Consider the following 17,106-nt stretch of genomic DNA (forward strand, 5'->3'; position numbering starts at 1 on the left):
CATTCCGGTTGAATGGTGTGGAAATGGATGGTTGCAGGGAGAACGATCGGTCTTGGCCTGACAGCTGGCCTCAGGGGGGAAGATGGATTGGAATGCCGAGGTAATCAAGGCGGCGGCGGGGAGCCCCCTCGGCGTGCTTGCGCTCATGGTGATGGGGCTCTCGGGCCTTGCGTTGACATTCTTCAGGAGCGCGGACGCCCGCACGAAGTTGATCGTCTTCGTCTTGCTGCTCGCGGGCGTCGCGGCGTTTGCGATTGCCGTGATGATGCAACCTCGCGAACCACGTCCGGAGCCTGCTCCCAGCGCGACGGCGCCGCTCCCTTTGCCGAGCGCGTCGAGTTCAGTGCAACCCGCATCCTGCCGGGCGAGGGATAATGGCCTCGAGCGCTGGGGCAAGACCGAGCCGATCACCGTCGACAGCGGCTAGCGGGGCGGCGGATCCTCCCCGACCGAGTTCTGCGGCGGCAAGCTGAAGGAGCAGCAACTCCTGGTTGGCGATGACGGCGAAGTGGTGCTCGCCAACCAATCGGAGGACAGCAGGGACGAGAAGCCGCCTTTCAACGTCCGCCGCTACATCTACACTTGCAGCTTCATCAAACGAACCGACCCGATCTAAAGGCTCGCGCCCAACCCGGCGTGCCGTCAGGCGGGTCACGCTCCGGACAACGGCATGAACGTCACAGCGATCGGTAATCACGCGACCGCCATCGGTGCGCTCAATGGCAACTACGACAATCGTTAGGGGGAAACAGGTAATGAAGTGCTCGCAGGTCATTCTCTTCGCGACGTTCGCGGTCGCGATTGCGCCGACCAACGCGCAGGCTCAGCGACAGGTGACTGCGACGGGCACCCGCAGCACCGCGATCGGCATAGTTAATGGCAATGTCGTCGTCCAAGGCCCGAGCAACGCGACGATCAACAGCATTATCCAGCGTTTGAACGCGATCAAGGCGCGCGGCGGCCTGTCGGAAAATGAACTCAAGCTCATCGTCGATCTGCTGAATCAGACGATCATCCCGCAGCTGGATTCGATCAAGGGAGACACGAGCGCAATTCGACAGCAGCTCGACGCTCTGAATGAGCGTCTCGCTATCGCAGCCGATCACCCGGACACCGCGCGCGATGTCTTGCGCCCGTTCCTCAAGCCGGCATTCGATCTTTCGAACTCGAGCTTTCCTGTCAGCACCTTCCTCGATGTGAATGGCACCAAGGAGTACAAGCTGATCTTCTCGCTCACGGGCGACTGCGAACTCTATATCGATCCCCCGCGCGGCGCCGGCTTCACCGTCGCCTATGGCATCCTTTCCGACCATGGAACTCGGATCTTCTCGACATTGGGCGGCACCCAGCCACATTATCCTCCGCTGCATCTCCCGGGCGGCGTCTATCAATTTGTCATGCTCGCGAAGCGCAATGCGGGTCAGTATAACGCGACAATTAGCGCACGTTGCTCGTAAGCCTGGCGCAGGCGTCTGGCGCTTCGCTAGCCCGTCCGCGGAGAACGATCGGTCAATGCGATCTGGACTATTCAGCACGCTTTCGATCGCAACTCCGACGAACGCGATCACGAAGCGGGCAGGACATCGTCTGGTCGCCAAGCGTACCCGCGTCGACGAGGAGCTCGACCACGGCTCCGCCCTTCGGAGCCCCACGATCAGAATGTCTGCGATGACTGATCGGGCGGATGTTTTGGGGGAGATCAGCGCGGAAAAGCGCAGGGTCGAGTGCGATCTCGGAGGACGCTGTCGACCGAGGAGTTCGCTCCTCCAGACGCCTAAATCGCAGGCTCCTTGAGCCTCAGGCCCGGCAAGGCGTAGGCGCTGTAGATCGCCCCGATCGGATTCCCCACACGCATCAGCGCCGCCCGGGCCTCGTAGATCGCCTCGCCCAGCGTCTTGCCCGCCAGGAACTCGGTATAGAACAGGCGTGCGAACTCGGCAGCGGCCATGTCGGGCACGGCGACTTCGGTCCCGATAACCGCGTCGCCACCCCATTCCAGAAGCATGCCGGGAAAGGACATCACGCCTTCCGGCGTAACGTCTGACGATGCGCAGGCGTTGAGAAAAACCAACGGCCGGCGAGTTCCCTTTCCGGCACGAACGGTGCCGTTCGGCAGCAGCTCCCTCAGCGCGGCGCTATACTGGCTGACGACTGACCAGGCGCCGCCCAGCAGCTGGACTCGACGCCCGAGCTGAACGGTGTGGTCACGCGAGAGCGCCGCCGTGGTGTCGTAGTGGCACACGAAATGCTGCACGTCGTCGGGCCGGGGATAGGCCGGCTCCCCCGGACAAGCGGCATCCCAGATCTGCTGCGACAGCCTTTCGAGAAAATCCGGCTTGGACATCTTCACATCCGGCCAGGGGCCGCGAAGGCATGCGCCCAGCTGCCGGAAAAACGCATGCTCGACGGCCACGCCGTCGAGATCCTCGTTGACGAACAGGCGGACGAGCGGCGGCGACTGATTGTCGATTATCGTCTTCGCCGCGCTCGCCTGGTCGTGGATCGTCTTCTCCTTGCGGACCGCGCTCATCGGGCTGCGGCAGAAGATCGTCGAAAAGACGGGAAAGCGCCGCGCGATCGCAGCGATTTCTCCCGGATCGTTAAAATCGGGATCGGCGGTATTGAACAGCGGCACGAACTCGAGCGGCAGCGGATATTCGAGCGTGCCGTCGAGATAGACCCTGGGCGGCGCATTCCCGTCCCTGTTCCAGCCGGGAACATAGGCCTGGAAGCTCTGGCTGATGCTGTCGTAGAGACAGCCGAAGATGTCGATGCCGATTTCCGATCCGACGGCATAGAGCTGCCGTAGCGCATCCAGGGAAATCTCGGACGACTTCTCGACCTCCTTGTCCTGCAGGATCTTCGCCATGTCGAGCAGACACGTGCTGAGAACCTTACGCAGTTCAGGAAGTCTTCCCGGTGTGACGCTGAGCGGAATGTCCAGGTGCGGTTGCTGTGGAACGACGATCCGAAGCCGCAACAGGCCGTTTGCGGCATAGACCGCCATGTTGATGTCGGAGTCGGGATCCATTCTCAGTCCAGCGTCGCCACCTCGCCCCGAAGCGCCAGCACGGCGGCGAGCCTGTCCTTCTGCGTCACGCGCAGCCACAGCGTCATCGCCCCCGGCTCCGTCGGCGTTACGAAGGCGAAGCTGATCCGACCTGATGGCTTCTTTGCTTTGAAGGTGCAGACCTGCCTGCCGGGATCGAAGCCGATCGCGGCGCTGCTGTCGACCGAGACTGCGAAGCTGACCGTCTCGACGTCGTTGCCGCCGCTGATCGAGATCGTTTCGCCGAGCCCCTCGCTGCCGGGGCCGGGCTCGAACCAAATGAGCAGCGTATAAGGCTTGCTGGGCAGGAGTCTGAACCGGCCGCCCTCCGAACTGGCGATCTCCTCCGATGCGGAACTGCCGCTGGTCTGAAGCTGGGCGCGGATGCGGCCCTGATAATTGTCGAGCGTCGTTGCGCCGACCGCGCTCGCGATCTGGTTGAGGCGCACGCCGAGCGGGCCTGAATCAAGGAACGCCGATTTCGCAAGCAGGTCAGGAACCAACGCGTCAATCAGCACGCCCAGCAGGAGACCCAGCACAAGCACGCCGAAAGGACTGAACTGCGTCACCGGCGTGGTTGGCAGGACGATGTTGCTCCGGACCACAAGATAGCCGATAGCCGCTCCCTGCATCGCGATGAAAACGCGGAGGATGGTATCAGCCGCCTTATCCCGCGCACTAAGGGCTTGCCTGTCAGGCTCCGTCAAAAGCCTCCGCGTGTATTTGTAGCCATAACCCAATGCTCCTCCGATCGCCGCAAGCAAGGCGAAGCGTACTTCGTTGGACATTGTGCCCAGCCAGCTCGGCTCGCTGCCACCATTCGGCCAAATGACCAGCAGGAGCGCGACTCCGATGATGGCTGAGAGCGTTGCATAGACAAATCCGAATGGATTGATTTTCGGTGGATTGCTCTCCTCGGGAGCTTCCATCAGCGCTACTCGCCCTTGTAGAAGATGGGTATGACGAACGTCCACAACAGGACGGCGAGCGAACCGATATAGGGCACATAGAGCCCGAACTGCTCGAACGGCCCGCCCTGGCTGTAGATCCAGACGACAAACGCCCCAGCGGCGATCAGCACGGGCAGAGGTTGAGCGGGCTTCTTTTTGTCCGGGTCTCTTGTTCCGTAAATCCGGACCAGAAAGACCAATCCCAGACGGCCCAAATCGCCGAGACGACCCGCTCGGTCTGGGGAATGATCCCCGCACCGATCATATATACGCCGACCACCTCCGCCGGGATCATCTTGAGGAGGCGGCCAAGATAGTCCTTGAACTCTTCGTTGACCGTCGCCGGTGTGCTGCGAAGTTTGTCTTGGTTTTCGATACGAAAAGGCGCGGTCATTCAGTCCCCCCATCCGTAGATATCTTCGCAGAGTAGCATGAGAGCATACCTTCAAAAAGGGCCTCCCGCAGTTGTCCGTCAATATTGGTGCAGCTTCCGCTGTCGCGACGTGCGGCATGATTTGGGTGCAGCGCGCTGGTCAAAAACGTCGAGCACCAGGGCCCGCAGCCCCGTCTCGCGTCTGCAATCAGCCAGACAGCCGTTGTCGGGCAACACACGCACCTCGATGTTTCGGATTTACAGCCTAGATGAAATAGGGATCGTCCAGCCGCCTCGTCTTGACCGTAGCATCGAGACCCTGAAGCCGCTCCAGGAGCGCCGGCAGCCCGCTCAACGGAAAAGCGTTCGGCCCGTCCGACAGCGCGCGATCCGGGTCCGGATGTGTTTCGAGGAAAAGCCCCGCGACACCGACGGCGACCGCGGCGCGGCTGAGCAATGGGACGAACCGCCTGTCGCCACCTGAGCGGTTCCCCGCGCTTCCAGGCAACTGCACCGAATGGGTCGCATCGAAGACGATCGGGGCACCCGTCTCGGCCATAACGGCGAGACCACGCATGTCGTTGACGAGGTTCTGATACCCGAAGCTCGTGCCCCGCTCGCAGAGGAGGAAGCGATCGGACGACTGTCCCGCGCTCTGGGCGGCACGCACAGCCTTGTCGAGAACCTGCCCCATGTCGCCGGGCGCCATGAACTGAGCCTTCTTGATGTTCACCGGCCGGCGGGTCCGTGCAACCGCTTCAATGAGATCGGTCTGGCGCGCGAGAAAGGCTGGCGTCTGCAGCATGTCCGCCACTTCAGCGACCGGGTCCACCTGCCAAGTCTCATGCACGTCGGTGAGCACCGGCAGCCCCGTTTCCGCGCGGACTTTCGCGAGCATCGACAGTCCGGCGTCCAGCCCAGGTCCACGGAAGGATGAGGTCGATGTGCGATTGGCCTTGTCGAACGAGGCCTTGAAGATGACGAGCAGATCGAGGCGCCGTGCGATTGCCGCCAGCTCCTCCGCGATCTCGAGCGCAAGGGCTTCTGACTCGAGCACGCACGGCCCTGCAATAAGGAACAGCGGCCGGCTGTTCCCGACCTCGCGACCAAAGAGCTCCATGCAATCTGGCTCCATTAGACCAGGTGACGCTCAGCGAGCGCGGCCTCGACGAGGACGATATCCGAGGGATGGTTGATCTCCCACATGCCCCCGGGTGGATCCGGAATCTCGACCATCCGAATGGGCACGCCCTGGTGCAGGAAGCGGAGCTGTTCCAGTCCTTCGACAACTTCGAGCGTCGAGGGGCGCGCTTCCGCATACATCTCGAGCGCCTCGCGCCGATATGCATAGACGCCGAGATGGAAATAGACCGGCACGTCATAGGTGCGCTCGGGCAGGTACGGCAGAACGCGCTTCGAAAAATAGAGCGCGTCCGCCGCGCCATCGAACACGACCGTCGTGCCGCCGACGCGTCCGTTGCGCGCGTCGGCGGTCAGGCGATCGAGCTGCAGCGGCGTGCAGAGGATCATCGGCGTGACGACATGCAGATGCGGCTCGGATCTCAGGGTGTCGATCATCAGCTCGATCGCCAGGGGCGGGGTGAGGGGTGAATCCCCCTGGAGATTGACGATGATATCGGCATCGATGCCCGCCTCGCGCACGGCCGCCCAGCAGCGCTCGGTGCCGTTGCGGCAATCGTGCGGCGTGACCACGACCTGCGCTCCGACGCGTCTGGCTTCATCTGCGATCCGCAAGTCGTCGGTCGCGATCCAGATTTCGGCGACGCCGCCTACCAGGCGTGCGGCTTCCCAGCTGCGATGGATGAGGCTCTTTGCCGCTCCGTTGGCACCTCGCAGCGGCGTCAGCGGCTTGCCGGGAAATCGCGATGAGGCAAAGCGCGCCGGGATGACGATCGCGACGCGTTCGGCCCGGGCAGCGACGCTCGTTCCGCCGACAACCTTGAGCATCACCCAATCCCGAGCCGGAGAAGATCATGGATGTGGACGAGGCCGCGCACGCGGCCTCCAAGACCATCCTGGATGACGAAAACGGATGTGATCCGGGCTTCCGACATGATGGTCAGGGCATCGCGCGCCATGGCGCCGATCTCGAGGATCCGCGGTCGCTTCGTCATGACCTGATTGGCGCGCATCGATCCCAGCGAGATCCCGCTTCTTCGAATGTCGCCGTCGGTGATCACGCCGGACAGCCTTTGCTGCGCATCGACCACGCCGGCAATGCCGAACCCTTTCTCGCTGATCACCTCAAGCACGTCCTCCATCGACATCTCGCCGCTCACCAACGGTAGTTCGTCGCCGCCGTGCATGAAGCTTTCGACGCGCACGAGATCGAGGCCGAGGCGACCGCCGGGATGCAGCTCCAGCAGGTCGGCGGCCTTGATTCCGCGCATCTGCATCAGCGTGATCGCCAACGCGTCCCCGAGCGCGAGCATCATGGTGGTCGACGTCGTTGGCGAACTGCCGAACGGACAAGCCTCCTCCCTCGGTGGCAGCAGCAGATTGACGGTGGCGCTGACCGCCACGGGCGAATCCGGACTTGAGGTGATCGCGATGATCGGAACCGCGAGGCTCAGCGCGCGCCGCATGATCACCCCGAATTCGCGCGTGTCGCCGGAGTTCGACAGAATGACCAGCGTATCGCCCGGCAGGAGAACGCCCAGCTCGCCATGAACCGCGTCGCCGGCGTGTAGGAAGCACGACGGCGTGCCGGTTGAGGCCAGGGTCGACGCGAACTTCTGCGCGATCTGGCCCGATTTGCCGAGCCCGCACGCGATCACCTTGCCCGTGGTTCGCCGCAGGACGGTTATCGCGTCCGCGAAATCCTGGCCCAGGTCGTGCGCGAGCGCCCAAAGCGCTTCCGCTTCGGTCGCGATGGTGCGTCGGCCCATCGCGACGATCGCACTCCCGTGCATTGCTCCGTCCGCGAGCGCGTCCATGGTATCGAGTCGAACTCCTTTGGCGGAATGCCACGGACTCGACGCTAGATGACCTGGCGACACCGCCGGCTGGGGAAAACCACAGGAATAGCCGCGTTGCGGAAAATCTTCGCCTGGGCTGGCCTCAATCGCCGTTCCTGTGCCGCCCCTTCAAGGACACGAGCAACGGCTGGACGATCCCGTCGGGCGGCGGGGATACAGTTCGCCCGATAAGGACTTCGGTCAGCAGCCGATCCTTCTTCGCGTCGCCGCTTCCGCGGTCGACGCGAATCTCGGTCACCTCGCCGGTGTCGGCGATCCTGATCGAGACCTGGACGGTGAAGACGAGTTGCTGGGTCCGCTTGTCGCCGCGCAGATAGCCCTGGAGTTCGCTCTCCAGTCGTCCATAGAATGCCATGCGCTCGACCGGACTGAGGCGCGTCACCACGATTTTCTCGCGCACGACGACACGGCCCAGCGGCACGAGCGGCATGGCATCCTCGTTCTCGGGCGTGGTGATGACCGCAGCGCTTGCCCGGCTGTACCGGGCAATCAGTCCGGTTCCCCGCAGCAAGAGCTGCAGCGCTTCGCGCGGGGCATAGGTGCCCTGCACCGCGCTCGAGCGCCGACCGGCGGTCAGCTTGCTGTCGTAAAGCAGCTGCACGCCCGTCGCCCGGAAATACTGGGTCAACGCGGCATCGAGCGGCTGCGCTGGGATGTCGAACGCGACGCGCTGGTCGGCGCCAGCTTCCTGCGCGGGCGCGGAGGCGGCTGCCATGACGCTCACGCCGATCGCGACCAGCAGCGCGCAACTCGGGAGGGGGCGAAAGAAAGTCACGGCTGCCATCTGCGCGTAGGATAGTGCGGCCAATCTCCCGTGGCGAGTTGCCCGACATGGTGCATTGCAACACTGGGACGGAAAGAGCGTGAAGCAAGGATAGCACAAATCGCAAAGTCGATTTCGTTGCTCACAACCCTATGGGGAAATGCGAGGCTATTCGCGATCCGATATGGTCCCCGCCTGAGATAGACGGACGATTATAGTTCCAAACATTACGAGAATATGAAGAAGTTGTGAAAAAAAATAATACTAATAATTTACTCCAAAGTGGGCGCTTCGGATCGACCTCGGGCGACAATCACGATAAGCTATTCCTACCTGTCAAGCGAATAGTCGCAACTCGGAAATTCTGTCACTATTCTGTAACAATTTTCTTTTGCCAAAATCGCGCTTTCGCCGTGTCCACTAAGCAGGAGCTAGTTCCCGGGGGTGTGACCAGATGTTCGCGAGCGGCGCGTTTTCGCGCCATGTCAGTCCTGATGCGCGGGGCGATGCAACGCCTGCCGAGCGGGCGGGACTCATGGCCGCCGGCTCGCTTGCGGCGTTGGTCGGCGATCTGTCGGCCTGCGATACCGCGGAAATGCTGCGCGAATGGCTCTTGCGCTTCGCGCATGGCCACGGGTTCCTCGGCGGCCGCTATCTCCATTTAGGCCACTTTCACTCCGGCCAACGCGCTCCCCACTGGAAGCTCCTCCGTTTTCTTTCGACCCATGACGACCGGGCTGATCTGTGGGTGACGGAGGAGATCGGCGCCGGGACGATGCTGTTCACCTTCCTGCCGTTTGCCTGGTCGAACGGCGACGGGGAGGGGCTGACCCCGGCCCAGCGCGAATGGTACGCGGTGACCACGCTCACCGAGCTACCGGCAGGCGTCACGGTCCCGGTCCAGGATCATGCGGCGGGTCCGGCCTGCCTGATTCTGTTCGGTGGTTCCGAGCAGGATGCGCTCGATCTCATCGAACTCGAGACGCCGTCGTTGGCGGTCACCGCGCTCGCCTTCCACCTTCTCGCCAAGCTGATCGTTCCCGGTAGCAACGCATTGGGTCCCGCGCTGTCCGATCGCGAGATCGCCTGCCTGCGCCTCGCCGCGCTCGGGGACACGCTCGCCGACACCGCCGCCCAACTCGGGGTCTCGGTCCGGACCGTCGAGCTCCATGTCGGTCGGGCAAGCAAGAAGCTGAACGCCGCGAACAAAGTCCACGCCGTCGCGATCGCGATCGGCGCCGGTCTGATCCAGGTCTGAAATGCACGAGCCTCACAAACATATGCGTTCCACCGTCGCGCGCCGAAAAGCCGGCCAAGTCTCCGCGTCCTCTGATCGGCAGCCTGCGATCGACGCGAGGATAGGCCGGACCCTGCGCTATGCCCTCCTGTTGGCGAGCGGGGCGGCCGCCCTGCCGATGGCGGCGATGGCGCAGGACGGGACGAGCGTGACCCTGGGCCAACTGCCGTCCGCCCAGATTCCGCAAGTGCCGCCGGCGGTGGTGCCGGACTCCCATCCCCCGATCGACCGTGCGCCGCAACCGCGCATCGAAGTTCCTCAGGAGGCGCTTCCAGCGCGCCCGCAGACCCGCGAGCAGCAGGATGCCGGACCGGCCGCGCCTCGCGAGGCGCCCGCGAAGTTCATGATCGCGGCGATCGACGTTTCCGGCGTGAGCAAGCTCGACAATGCCGAAATCGAAAAGCTCATCTACCCGTATCTCGGACCGGATCGGACCAACGAGGACGTGATCGCGGCGCAGAAAGCGCTGCAGGACGCCTATGCCAGGAAGGGCTTCGAGGCGGTCGAGGTCGAGATCCCCGTCCAGCCCAACGACACCTTCGCCCAGGGCATCGTCCAGCTGGTTGTCCATGAAACGCCGCTTGGGAAGGTCCAGGTGGTCGACGCGAAGCACCATTCCCCCGAAGTCGCCCGGGCGCAGGTTCCCTCACTCGTCGAGGGGCAACCCATCAACATCGCCTCGCTCCAGAGCGACATCGCCGAAGCCAATCGCTTCCCCGACCGGCAGATCAGTCCCAAGTTCAAGCCCGGCGCGACGCCGGGCACCGTCGACGTCGACCTGCAGGTCGAGGACCAGAGCCCGGTCCATGCGAGCGTCGAGCTCAACAACGACAACAGCCCCAACACCGAGCCGCTCAGGCTGAGCGGCACGGTTCGCTACAGCAATCTTTGGGGGGCGGGCCATACACTCTCGGTCACCAGCTCGCTGGCGCCGCAGGACACCAAGCAGAGCGCGGTGGTCTCGGCATCCTACAATGCGCCGCTGTTCGGCACCCCCTGGTCGTTCCTGGTCTATGGCTACAAGTCGAACAGCAACGTGGCCGCGCTCGGCGGCACCAACGTGCTCGGCAACGGCTATCAGATCGGCCTGCGCGCGACCTACCGGCTTCCGGGCGACAAGGTCTTCCAGCAGATCAGCTTCGGCCCGGACTTCAAGTCGTTCAAAGAGAATATCTCGCTGGATGGTCGGCCGCTTCAGCCCACCAAGATCAACTATCTGCCGCTGGTCGCCGAATATGCGCTCAGCGGCGCGGACGACGAATCGACATTCGGCCTGACCCTTGGCGCGACGGCCGGCCTTCGCGTGATCAAACGCGACGCCTGTTTCGAGAACCCGTTCGACGGCCCGCCGCCGCCGGGCGTCCTCACCTGCCAGCTCGGCAGCGACGTCGGCGTGATCGCGGACCAGTTCACCGGCCGCGCGATCAACGCGAGCGAGAATTTCGTCCATTTCAACCTGGACCTCAACTACACGCGCACGCTCGACAAGGACTTCCAGGTCGCGCTGCGCTTCTCCGGCCAGCTTGCGGACTCCAGCCTCGTCACCAACGAGCAGTTCTCGATCGGCGGCATGTCGAACGTGCGCGGCTACTATGTCTCGGAGGCGGTCGGCGACGACGGCTTCAGTTCCTCGATCGAGCTGCGCACGCCGGACTGGGGGCCGTCGATCGGCTCGATCGTCGACTCCTTCCGCCTCTTCACCTTCCTCGACGCCGGCTACGCCCGGGTGCGCGCGCCCGCGACCGGCCAGCAGGACGAGTTCCGCCTCGCCGGTGCCGGCGGCGGCTTGCGCCTGCAACTCTTCAAGCTGGTCACGGGCGAGTTCGTGATCGGCGTGCCGCTTCGCCGCGGCCCGATCACCGACCGCGGCGACCCAAGATACAGTTTTTCGCTGAAAGGCGAGTTTTGACGATGGACAGGAACAGGGGGTCTAAAGTGGGCCGAACGATCATTGCATGGCTGATCGCGTTCTTCGCGATCACCTCACCGGCCTTTGCCCAGACGAGCAGCGGCTGGTGGAACAAGGAGTGGCCGTACCGGCGCGCCGTGACGGTCGACACCTCGCCGACCGGCGCCAATCTGAGCGGTGCGATCGGTCGCACGGTTCTTCTGGTGCGGCTGCACAACGGCAATTTCACGTTCAGCGACGCCCTGGAGAACGGGGCGGACCTGCGCATGGTCGATACCGACGGCAAGACCCCGCTTCCCTTCCATATCGAACGCTATGATGCCGCAAACGGCATCGCGACGCTGTGGGTCTCCGTTCCCAATCTGGCCGGGGGCGAGAAGCGTCGGATCTGGGTCTATTTCGGCAACAAGAATGCGCCCGCGGGCAGCGACATCGCCGGCACCTATGACCCGGACACGGTCGCGGTCTATCACTTCAGCGAAGCAGGCGGGAAGGCGGCCGCAGATGTGACGGCCAACGCCAACAACGCCCAGAATGCCGCGCCCGCCATCGACGAGAACGGCGTGATCGCGCGTGCCGCGAAATTCGCGGGCAGCGGCGAGCTGATCATTCCCGCTTCGGCGTCCCTTGCCTCGCCCGCCGGCGGCCCGCTGACGATCGAAAGCTGGGTCAAGTCCGATCAGCCGAACGGCGAGCAGGCCGTGTTCACGCACGGTCCGCTGATCCTTGGACTTGCGAACGGCGTTCCCTTCGCCCTGGTTGGCGAGCAGCGCGTCCAGGCGAGCGCGGCGGTGAAGACCGGCGAATGGACCCATCTCGGCTTCGTCGCCGATGACCAGGGCTTCCGCTTCTATGTGAACGGCGTCGAGGCGGCGGCGGGCACCGGTCCGCTGCCGGCGCTCGACGGACCGATCACGCTGGGCGGCGGCAACGGTCGTCCGTTCACCGGCGAGCTCGACGAGGTACGCCTGTCGAAGACCGCTCGCCCGGCGGCGATGATCCTCGCCAACGCGCAGTCCGAGGGCCCGGGCAACAAGATCGTGGCGGTGTCCGACCAGGCCGAGCGCCAGAGCGCGGGTGGCGGCAACTTCTTCTACGTCCTCGCAAAGATCGAGATCATCGACGCGGTGATTATCGGCCTTTGCATGGTGATCCTCCTCCTCGCGATCGTCGTGATGATCACCAAGGCGCGCTACATCAACCGCGCCGTCCGGGCCAACAAGGTGTTCCTCAAGCGCTTCCGCGCGCTCCATGAGCACCTCATCAGCATGAAGCAGGTCGAAGGCATCGGCCCGCGCGAACTGGCCGTCATCGAGCAGGCGCCGCTCGCGCGCCTCTATGAAACGGGCGTCGAGGAACTGGAGGTTCGGCGCGGCACCAAGGGTGCACGGCGCGCACTGTCCGGCGAGGCGGTCGAAGCGATGCGCGCGGCGGTGGATGCCGAGGTGGTCGCGGAGAACCAGAAGTTCGACCGCTGGCTCGTGCTGCTGACCATCGCCATCTCGGGCGGGCCGTTCATCGGCCTGCTCGGCACCGTGCTGGGCGTGATGAACACCTTCGCCGGCGTGGCGCAGGCCGGCGACGTCAACGTCAATGCGATCGCACCGGGCATCGCGGCGGCGCTGATGGCGACGATCGCGGGCCTCGCCTGCGCGATCCCGTCGCTGTTCGGGTACAACTATCTGAACAGCCGGATCTCCGAGATCTCCGACGAGATGCGCGTGTTCGTCGATCGGCTGATCACCCGCCTCGCCGAAATGCAAAGCGACGGCGCGCCGTCGCTGCAGGCGGCGGAATAGGGCAGGCGCGGGGAGAACAGCCATGCAGATCAACAAGGGCCGGAAGGCCTATGACGACATCAACATCACGCCGATGGTCGACCTGTGCCTCGTGCTGCTGGTGATCTTCATCCTCATGGCGACAGCCAGCGTGCAAGGGATCAAGGTCGACCTGCCCAAGGCGAGCGCGGCGCAGAGCCTGGTGCAGCCCAAGACGATCGCGATCACGGTGACCACCGATGGCCAGATCTTCATGGACGCGTTCCCGGTGACGCTGGCCGATCTGGAGGTGCGCCTGCGCAATGCCAAGGCCTCCAATCCCGATGTACCGATCGTGCTCAAGGGCGACCGTGTCGCCCAATATGGCAAGATCACGGACGTCCTCGACCTTTGCCGCCAGCTCGACCTGAACAAGGTCGGCCTGGTCACCGGCAAGCCCGGCCCGACCGCCTGACATGCCCGGCATCAGAGATCAGGCGACATCGACGCGCCGGACCGGGATTTCCTGGTCCGACCTGAACCGGCGCGCGCGGCTCTGTGGCCTCGATCTGGGTGGCTGGAATTCGGACTATGAAGGCGCGCGCATCTTTCTGGGCGCGCTGGGAACCGACCGGGAGCGGTCGATGATCTTCGAAGCGGGGGAGTGCGCCTGATGGCTGCGCATTCGCTCGAACCGTTCGAGCTGGAAGATCGCAATCCGATCCTGGCCGCATGGCCGTGGGTGATCGTCGCCGCGCTGGTCGCCGCCCTTGTCTGGTTCGTCTACTCGCAGCTGACCGCGGTGCGCGGCATCAAGGTCGAAGCACCCTCGCCGCAGGTGGTGAGCATGCTCCCGCCGCCTCCACCGCCCCCGCCGCCGCCGCCCGAGATCAAAGAGAAGCCGCCGGAGCCGACCGAGCAGCCGCAGCCCAGTCCCGCCGAGGCGCCCAAGGCACCGCAGCCGCAAGCCGCCCCCGTCACCGTCGCGGCACCCGCGCAAGCGGGCACCGACGCCTACGGTGTCAAGGCCGGGCCCGGCGGCGGCACAGGCGCGCCGAGCAGCACCGGCACCTGCCTCGGCACCAATTGCGGCGCCGCGCCGAGCGGCAACGGCATGACCGAGGGCCTCTATCGCCAATATCTCAGCTCGGCGCTCGAGGAACGCGTGCGGGGTGACGACAAGCTCAGCCGGCTCGTCTTCTCGGCCGACCTGGCGCTGACCGTGACCGCCGACGGCCGCGTGACCGGCGTCCGCCTGCTCGGCGCGCGCGGACGCAATGACGATGCCACCATGGAAAAGCTGGCTTCGCTGCTGGGCTCGGTCCGCGGCCTCAATGCGCCGCCGCCCTCGATGGTGTTTCCACAGCGCGTGACCGTGCGCGGCCGGCGGGGGATCTGATCATGGTCTTTCAGCCCATGACCGATCTGGCACCGCACCCGGATCGATATTTCCCGAATACGATGTTCCGGTGCGTCGGCCGTGCCCTGGCCTCAACCATCGCTATCGCCGCGTCGCTCGGTCCGATCGCTTGTCTGGCACAGGACGGTCCAGTGGGGGCGCCCGCAGCGGATGCCCCCAATACCATGAGCGGTGGCATTGGAGCGTCGCAGCCGGCGTGCCGCGGCACCGATTGCGCGCGCAACGCGGGAGCGATCAGCCAGAATATGTACCGCCGCTACCTCGGTAATGCGCTGCGGGAACGGATCGAAACCGACGCCGCCTTCGCCGAGGCGCCGTTCGGCGCGCGGATCTCAATAGTGGTTACGCCGGCGGGTGACATCGCTGAGGCGCGGTTGCTTGAATCCTCAGGCGACGCGGATCGGGATGCGCGTCTCCTTGCCACGATCGGCGGCCTCAAGGCGCTCGAGGCGCCGCCGCCGTCGATGGTCTTTCCGCAAGCGATTGCGGTTCGTGGGAGCGGCGCGCCGCGAAGCGCGCCCGACGAGAATATCCAAAGCCGCGATCCCCGGAACGCCGGCGCGTCGGAAGGTACAAAAGGGGTTAAATGATGTCATCTCGATTCAAACACCGGCCCTTGGGTCGCACCTTGGCCGGCGGCGTCGCGGCGATCACCTTGCTCTGGGCGGTACCGTCCTTTGCGCAGCAGGCCGCCGCCCCGCCGTCCGGGCCATCGGACAGTGCAATGGTCAACCTGGTGCAGGCGCTGGTCGAGCAGGGGGTGCTGACGCCCGAGAAGGGCAAGGCGCTGATCGACAAGGCGCTGGCCGAGGCCGCGCAGGTCCGCGCCGCACAGGCGCAGCCGGCGCCGGCTCCCAATGCGCAGGTGGCGTCGGGCGAACTGACGCCCCCGCCGGCCGGCACGGTGCGCGTGCCCTATGTGCCCGAGACGGTGCGCGCGCAGATCCGCGACGAGATCCGCAACGATGTGCTGGCCCAGGCCAAGGCGGAGGGTTGGGCCGCGCCCGACAAGGCCGCGCCCGACTGGGTGAGCAATATCAAGATCCACGGCGACCTCAGGTTCCGCTCGGCCTCGTCCTTCTACGGGCGCGACAACGCCACCGGCTTCTATACCGACGTGACGGCCTTCAACACGACCGGGCCCTATGACGTGAGCGGCAACGGCAGCCAACTGCTGCCCTACCTCAATACCACCCGCGACAAGCGCAACAACATGCAGATCCGCGCGCGGCTCGGCGTCGAGGCCAAGGTCGCGGGCTTCGTCGATCTCGGCTTCCAGCTTGCGACAGGCGACGATCCGGGGCCGATCTCGACCAATGCCAACCTCACCGGCGGCTTCCAGAAGCGCGACGTCTGGATCCAGAACGCCTATGCCAGGGCCGAGTTCGTGCCCGGCCTTACCGCCATGGTCGGGCGGTTCGACAACCCGTTCCGCACCACCGACCTCATGTTCGATCCCGACCTGGCGCTCGACGGCGTCTATGGCGAGGCCGACCTGACGAAGCTGTTCGGCGAGAAGGGGTTCACCTTCGCCGTGCGCGGCGGCGCGTTCCCGATCGAGTTCGAGGACGAGAACTTCCCGCTGACCTCGCCAGACAAGCGCAACTGGCGCGACCGCTACATGTTCTCAGGGCAGGTCGAGCTCGCCAAGGAGTTCGCCGGCGGGATCAAGGCCGATCTCTCGGCCGCCTATCACGACTTTACTTATCTGCGCGGGCATCTCTCCGAACCGTGCGACGTGTTCTCGGCTTCCAACATCGAGTGCTCGACCGATGCGCTGCGGCCCTTGTGGGCGAGCAAGGGCAACACGCTCATGTTCCTGCGCCAGATCGACTTCCAGCGCGCCGACGATCCCGCCAACGCCATCCAGCCGCAATATCTCGGCCTCAAGTTCGCCTACCGGGTGCTCGACGTGAACGGCTCGGTGAGCGTGCCGATCAGCGATCGCGTGCAGGCCAAGCTCACCGGCTCCTATCTCTACAACTTCGGATTCGACCCGCAGAACATCTGCAAGGAAGGACCGCAGGCGGCGCCGATCACCAACGTGCTGGTCACCGATCCGACCAACACCCTCCAGGGCGCCTGCGACGCGACCAACCCGGCGACGTTCCAAGGCGGCAACCAGGGCTACGGCGCCTATTTCTCGATCGGCGATCCTGCGCTGTTCAGCATCAACCCGCGCCGAGCCCGCAAGGGCGCCTGGGCGGTCAACCTCGCCTACAAATATCTTGAGAGCGATGCGGTCCCCGACAGCTTCACCGACTCCGACTTCCATCTCGGCGGTACCAACGCCAAGGGCTATATCATCGGCGGCGCCTTCGCGCCGTTCGACGGCATCACCATCGGCGGTCGCTGGCTCAGCGCCAACAACATCGTCGACGCTCCGCTCAAGATCGACGTTCTCCAGCTCGATCTCGGGTTCGCCTTCTGATGCAGCCTGCCTTCTCTCCCGAGCGCCGCTTGTTCACGCGCGTCCTTCCTGGCGACGGGCCGGGCCGGGAGAGAGGCGGCGTTGCCGACCAGCCCACCTCCGGCGACGCCGTCACTGGCCACGGGGGCACGGCCGCGATCGATTTCCTTTCCCCCGAT

General features: G+C 64.7%; 18 protein-coding genes. 10 read left to right on the forward strand and 8 right to left on the reverse strand.

Going from position 1 to position 17,106, the window contains the following annotated elements:
* Positions 1 to 82: 82 nt before the first annotated feature.
* A complete protein-coding gene (locus HB724_RS02010) occupies positions 83 to 427 on the forward strand; it encodes a hypothetical protein (protein ID WP_213979230.1) in 345 nt (114 codons plus the stop codon).
* Positions 428 to 755: 328 nt separating this feature from the next.
* Positions 756 to 1,457, forward strand: coding sequence for a hypothetical protein (locus tag HB724_RS02015; RefSeq protein ID WP_213979231.1), 702 nt, complete (start codon positions 756 to 758; stop codon positions 1,455 to 1,457).
* Between the two features lie 317 nt (positions 1,458 to 1,774).
* On the opposite strand, the gene HB724_RS02020 is transcribed toward HB724_RS02015, so the two are convergent.
* The 8 genes from HB724_RS02020 to HB724_RS02055 form a co-directional block, all read right to left on the reverse strand.
* A complete protein-coding gene (locus HB724_RS02020) occupies positions 1,775 to 3,031 on the reverse strand; it encodes a CHAT domain-containing protein (RefSeq protein WP_213979232.1) in 1,257 nt (418 codons plus the stop codon).
* A 2-nt stretch (positions 3,032 to 3,033) separates the two neighbouring features.
* Complete coding sequence (locus HB724_RS02025; RefSeq protein WP_213979233.1) at positions 3,034 to 3,978, reverse strand: hypothetical protein; 945 nt, start codon at positions 3,976 to 3,978, stop codon at positions 3,034 to 3,036.
* Positions 3,979 to 3,983: 5 nt separating this feature from the next.
* Positions 3,984 to 4,130 carry a hypothetical protein gene (locus tag HB724_RS02030; RefSeq protein WP_213979234.1) on the reverse strand — a complete coding sequence of 49 codons (147 nt, stop codon included), beginning with the start codon at positions 4,128 to 4,130 and terminating at the stop codon, positions 3,984 to 3,986.
* Entirely contained in the window at positions 4,124 to 4,393 is a 270-nt protein-coding gene (locus tag HB724_RS02035; protein WP_213979235.1) for a hypothetical protein, read from the reverse strand. The genes HB724_RS02030 and HB724_RS02035 overlap by 7 nt, the downstream gene beginning before the upstream one ends.
* 244 nt (positions 4,394 to 4,637) lie before the next feature.
* Positions 4,638 to 5,492 carry a 3-deoxy-8-phosphooctulonate synthase gene (kdsA, locus tag HB724_RS02040; RefSeq protein ID WP_213979236.1) on the reverse strand — a complete coding sequence of 285 codons (855 nt, stop codon included), beginning with the start codon at positions 5,490 to 5,492 and terminating at the stop codon, positions 4,638 to 4,640.
* A 14-nt stretch (positions 5,493 to 5,506) separates the two neighbouring features.
* A complete protein-coding gene (locus HB724_RS02045; protein ID WP_213979237.1) occupies positions 5,507 to 6,340 on the reverse strand; it encodes a 3-deoxy-manno-octulosonate cytidylyltransferase in 834 nt (277 codons plus the stop codon).
* On the reverse strand, positions 6,340 to 7,329 hold the full coding sequence (locus tag HB724_RS02050; RefSeq protein WP_256731261.1) for a KpsF/GutQ family sugar-phosphate isomerase: 990 nt from the start codon (positions 7,327 to 7,329) through the stop codon (positions 6,340 to 6,342). The genes HB724_RS02045 and HB724_RS02050 overlap by 1 nt, the downstream gene beginning before the upstream one ends.
* A gap of 124 nt (positions 7,330 to 7,453) precedes the next feature.
* On the reverse strand, positions 7,454 to 8,146 hold the full coding sequence (locus tag HB724_RS02055) for a secretin and TonB N-terminal domain-containing protein (protein ID WP_213979238.1): 693 nt from the start codon (positions 8,144 to 8,146) through the stop codon (positions 7,454 to 7,456).
* Between the two features lie 442 nt (positions 8,147 to 8,588).
* Here HB724_RS02055 and HB724_RS02060 point away from each other — a divergent pair, with 442 nt between their 5' ends.
* From HB724_RS02060 to HB724_RS02095, 8 genes are all read left to right on the forward strand, one after another.
* Positions 8,589 to 9,392: a LuxR C-terminal-related transcriptional regulator gene (locus tag HB724_RS02060; RefSeq protein ID WP_213979239.1), complete on the forward strand. Its 804-nt coding sequence runs from the start codon at positions 8,589 to 8,591 to the stop codon at positions 9,390 to 9,392.
* 130 nt (positions 9,393 to 9,522) lie between these two features.
* Entirely contained in the window at positions 9,523 to 11,340 is a 1,818-nt protein-coding gene (locus tag HB724_RS02065) for a ShlB/FhaC/HecB family hemolysin secretion/activation protein (protein ID WP_256731262.1), read from the forward strand.
* A gap of 26 nt (positions 11,341 to 11,366) precedes the next feature.
* Entirely contained in the window at positions 11,367 to 13,139 is a 1,773-nt protein-coding gene (locus HB724_RS02070) for a MotA/TolQ/ExbB proton channel family protein (protein ID WP_213979240.1), read from the forward strand.
* 22 nt (positions 13,140 to 13,161) lie between these two features.
* Positions 13,162 to 13,572: a biopolymer transporter ExbD gene (locus HB724_RS02075; RefSeq protein WP_213979241.1), complete on the forward strand. Its 411-nt coding sequence runs from the start codon at positions 13,162 to 13,164 to the stop codon at positions 13,570 to 13,572.
* Position 13,573: 1 nt separating this feature from the next.
* Positions 13,574 to 13,771, forward strand: coding sequence for a hypothetical protein (locus HB724_RS02080; RefSeq protein WP_213979242.1), 198 nt, complete (start codon positions 13,574 to 13,576; stop codon positions 13,769 to 13,771).
* On the forward strand, positions 13,771 to 14,496 hold the full coding sequence (locus tag HB724_RS02085) for a TonB-dependent receptor (protein WP_213979243.1): 726 nt from the start codon (positions 13,771 to 13,773) through the stop codon (positions 14,494 to 14,496). The genes HB724_RS02080 and HB724_RS02085 overlap by 1 nt, the downstream gene beginning before the upstream one ends.
* A 17-nt stretch (positions 14,497 to 14,513) precedes the next feature.
* A complete protein-coding gene (locus HB724_RS02090; protein WP_213979244.1) occupies positions 14,514 to 15,107 on the forward strand; it encodes a hypothetical protein in 594 nt (197 codons plus the stop codon).
* Positions 15,108 to 15,133: 26 nt separating this feature from the next.
* Positions 15,134 to 16,948, forward strand: coding sequence for a putative porin (locus HB724_RS02095; RefSeq protein WP_213979245.1), 1,815 nt, complete (start codon positions 15,134 to 15,136; stop codon positions 16,946 to 16,948).
* Positions 16,949 to 17,106 lie beyond the last annotated feature (158 nt).

This window comes from Sphingomonas sp. dw_22 (genome assembly GCF_018449795.1).
Classification (GTDB): Bacteria; Pseudomonadota; Alphaproteobacteria; order Sphingomonadales; family Sphingomonadaceae; genus Sphingomonas.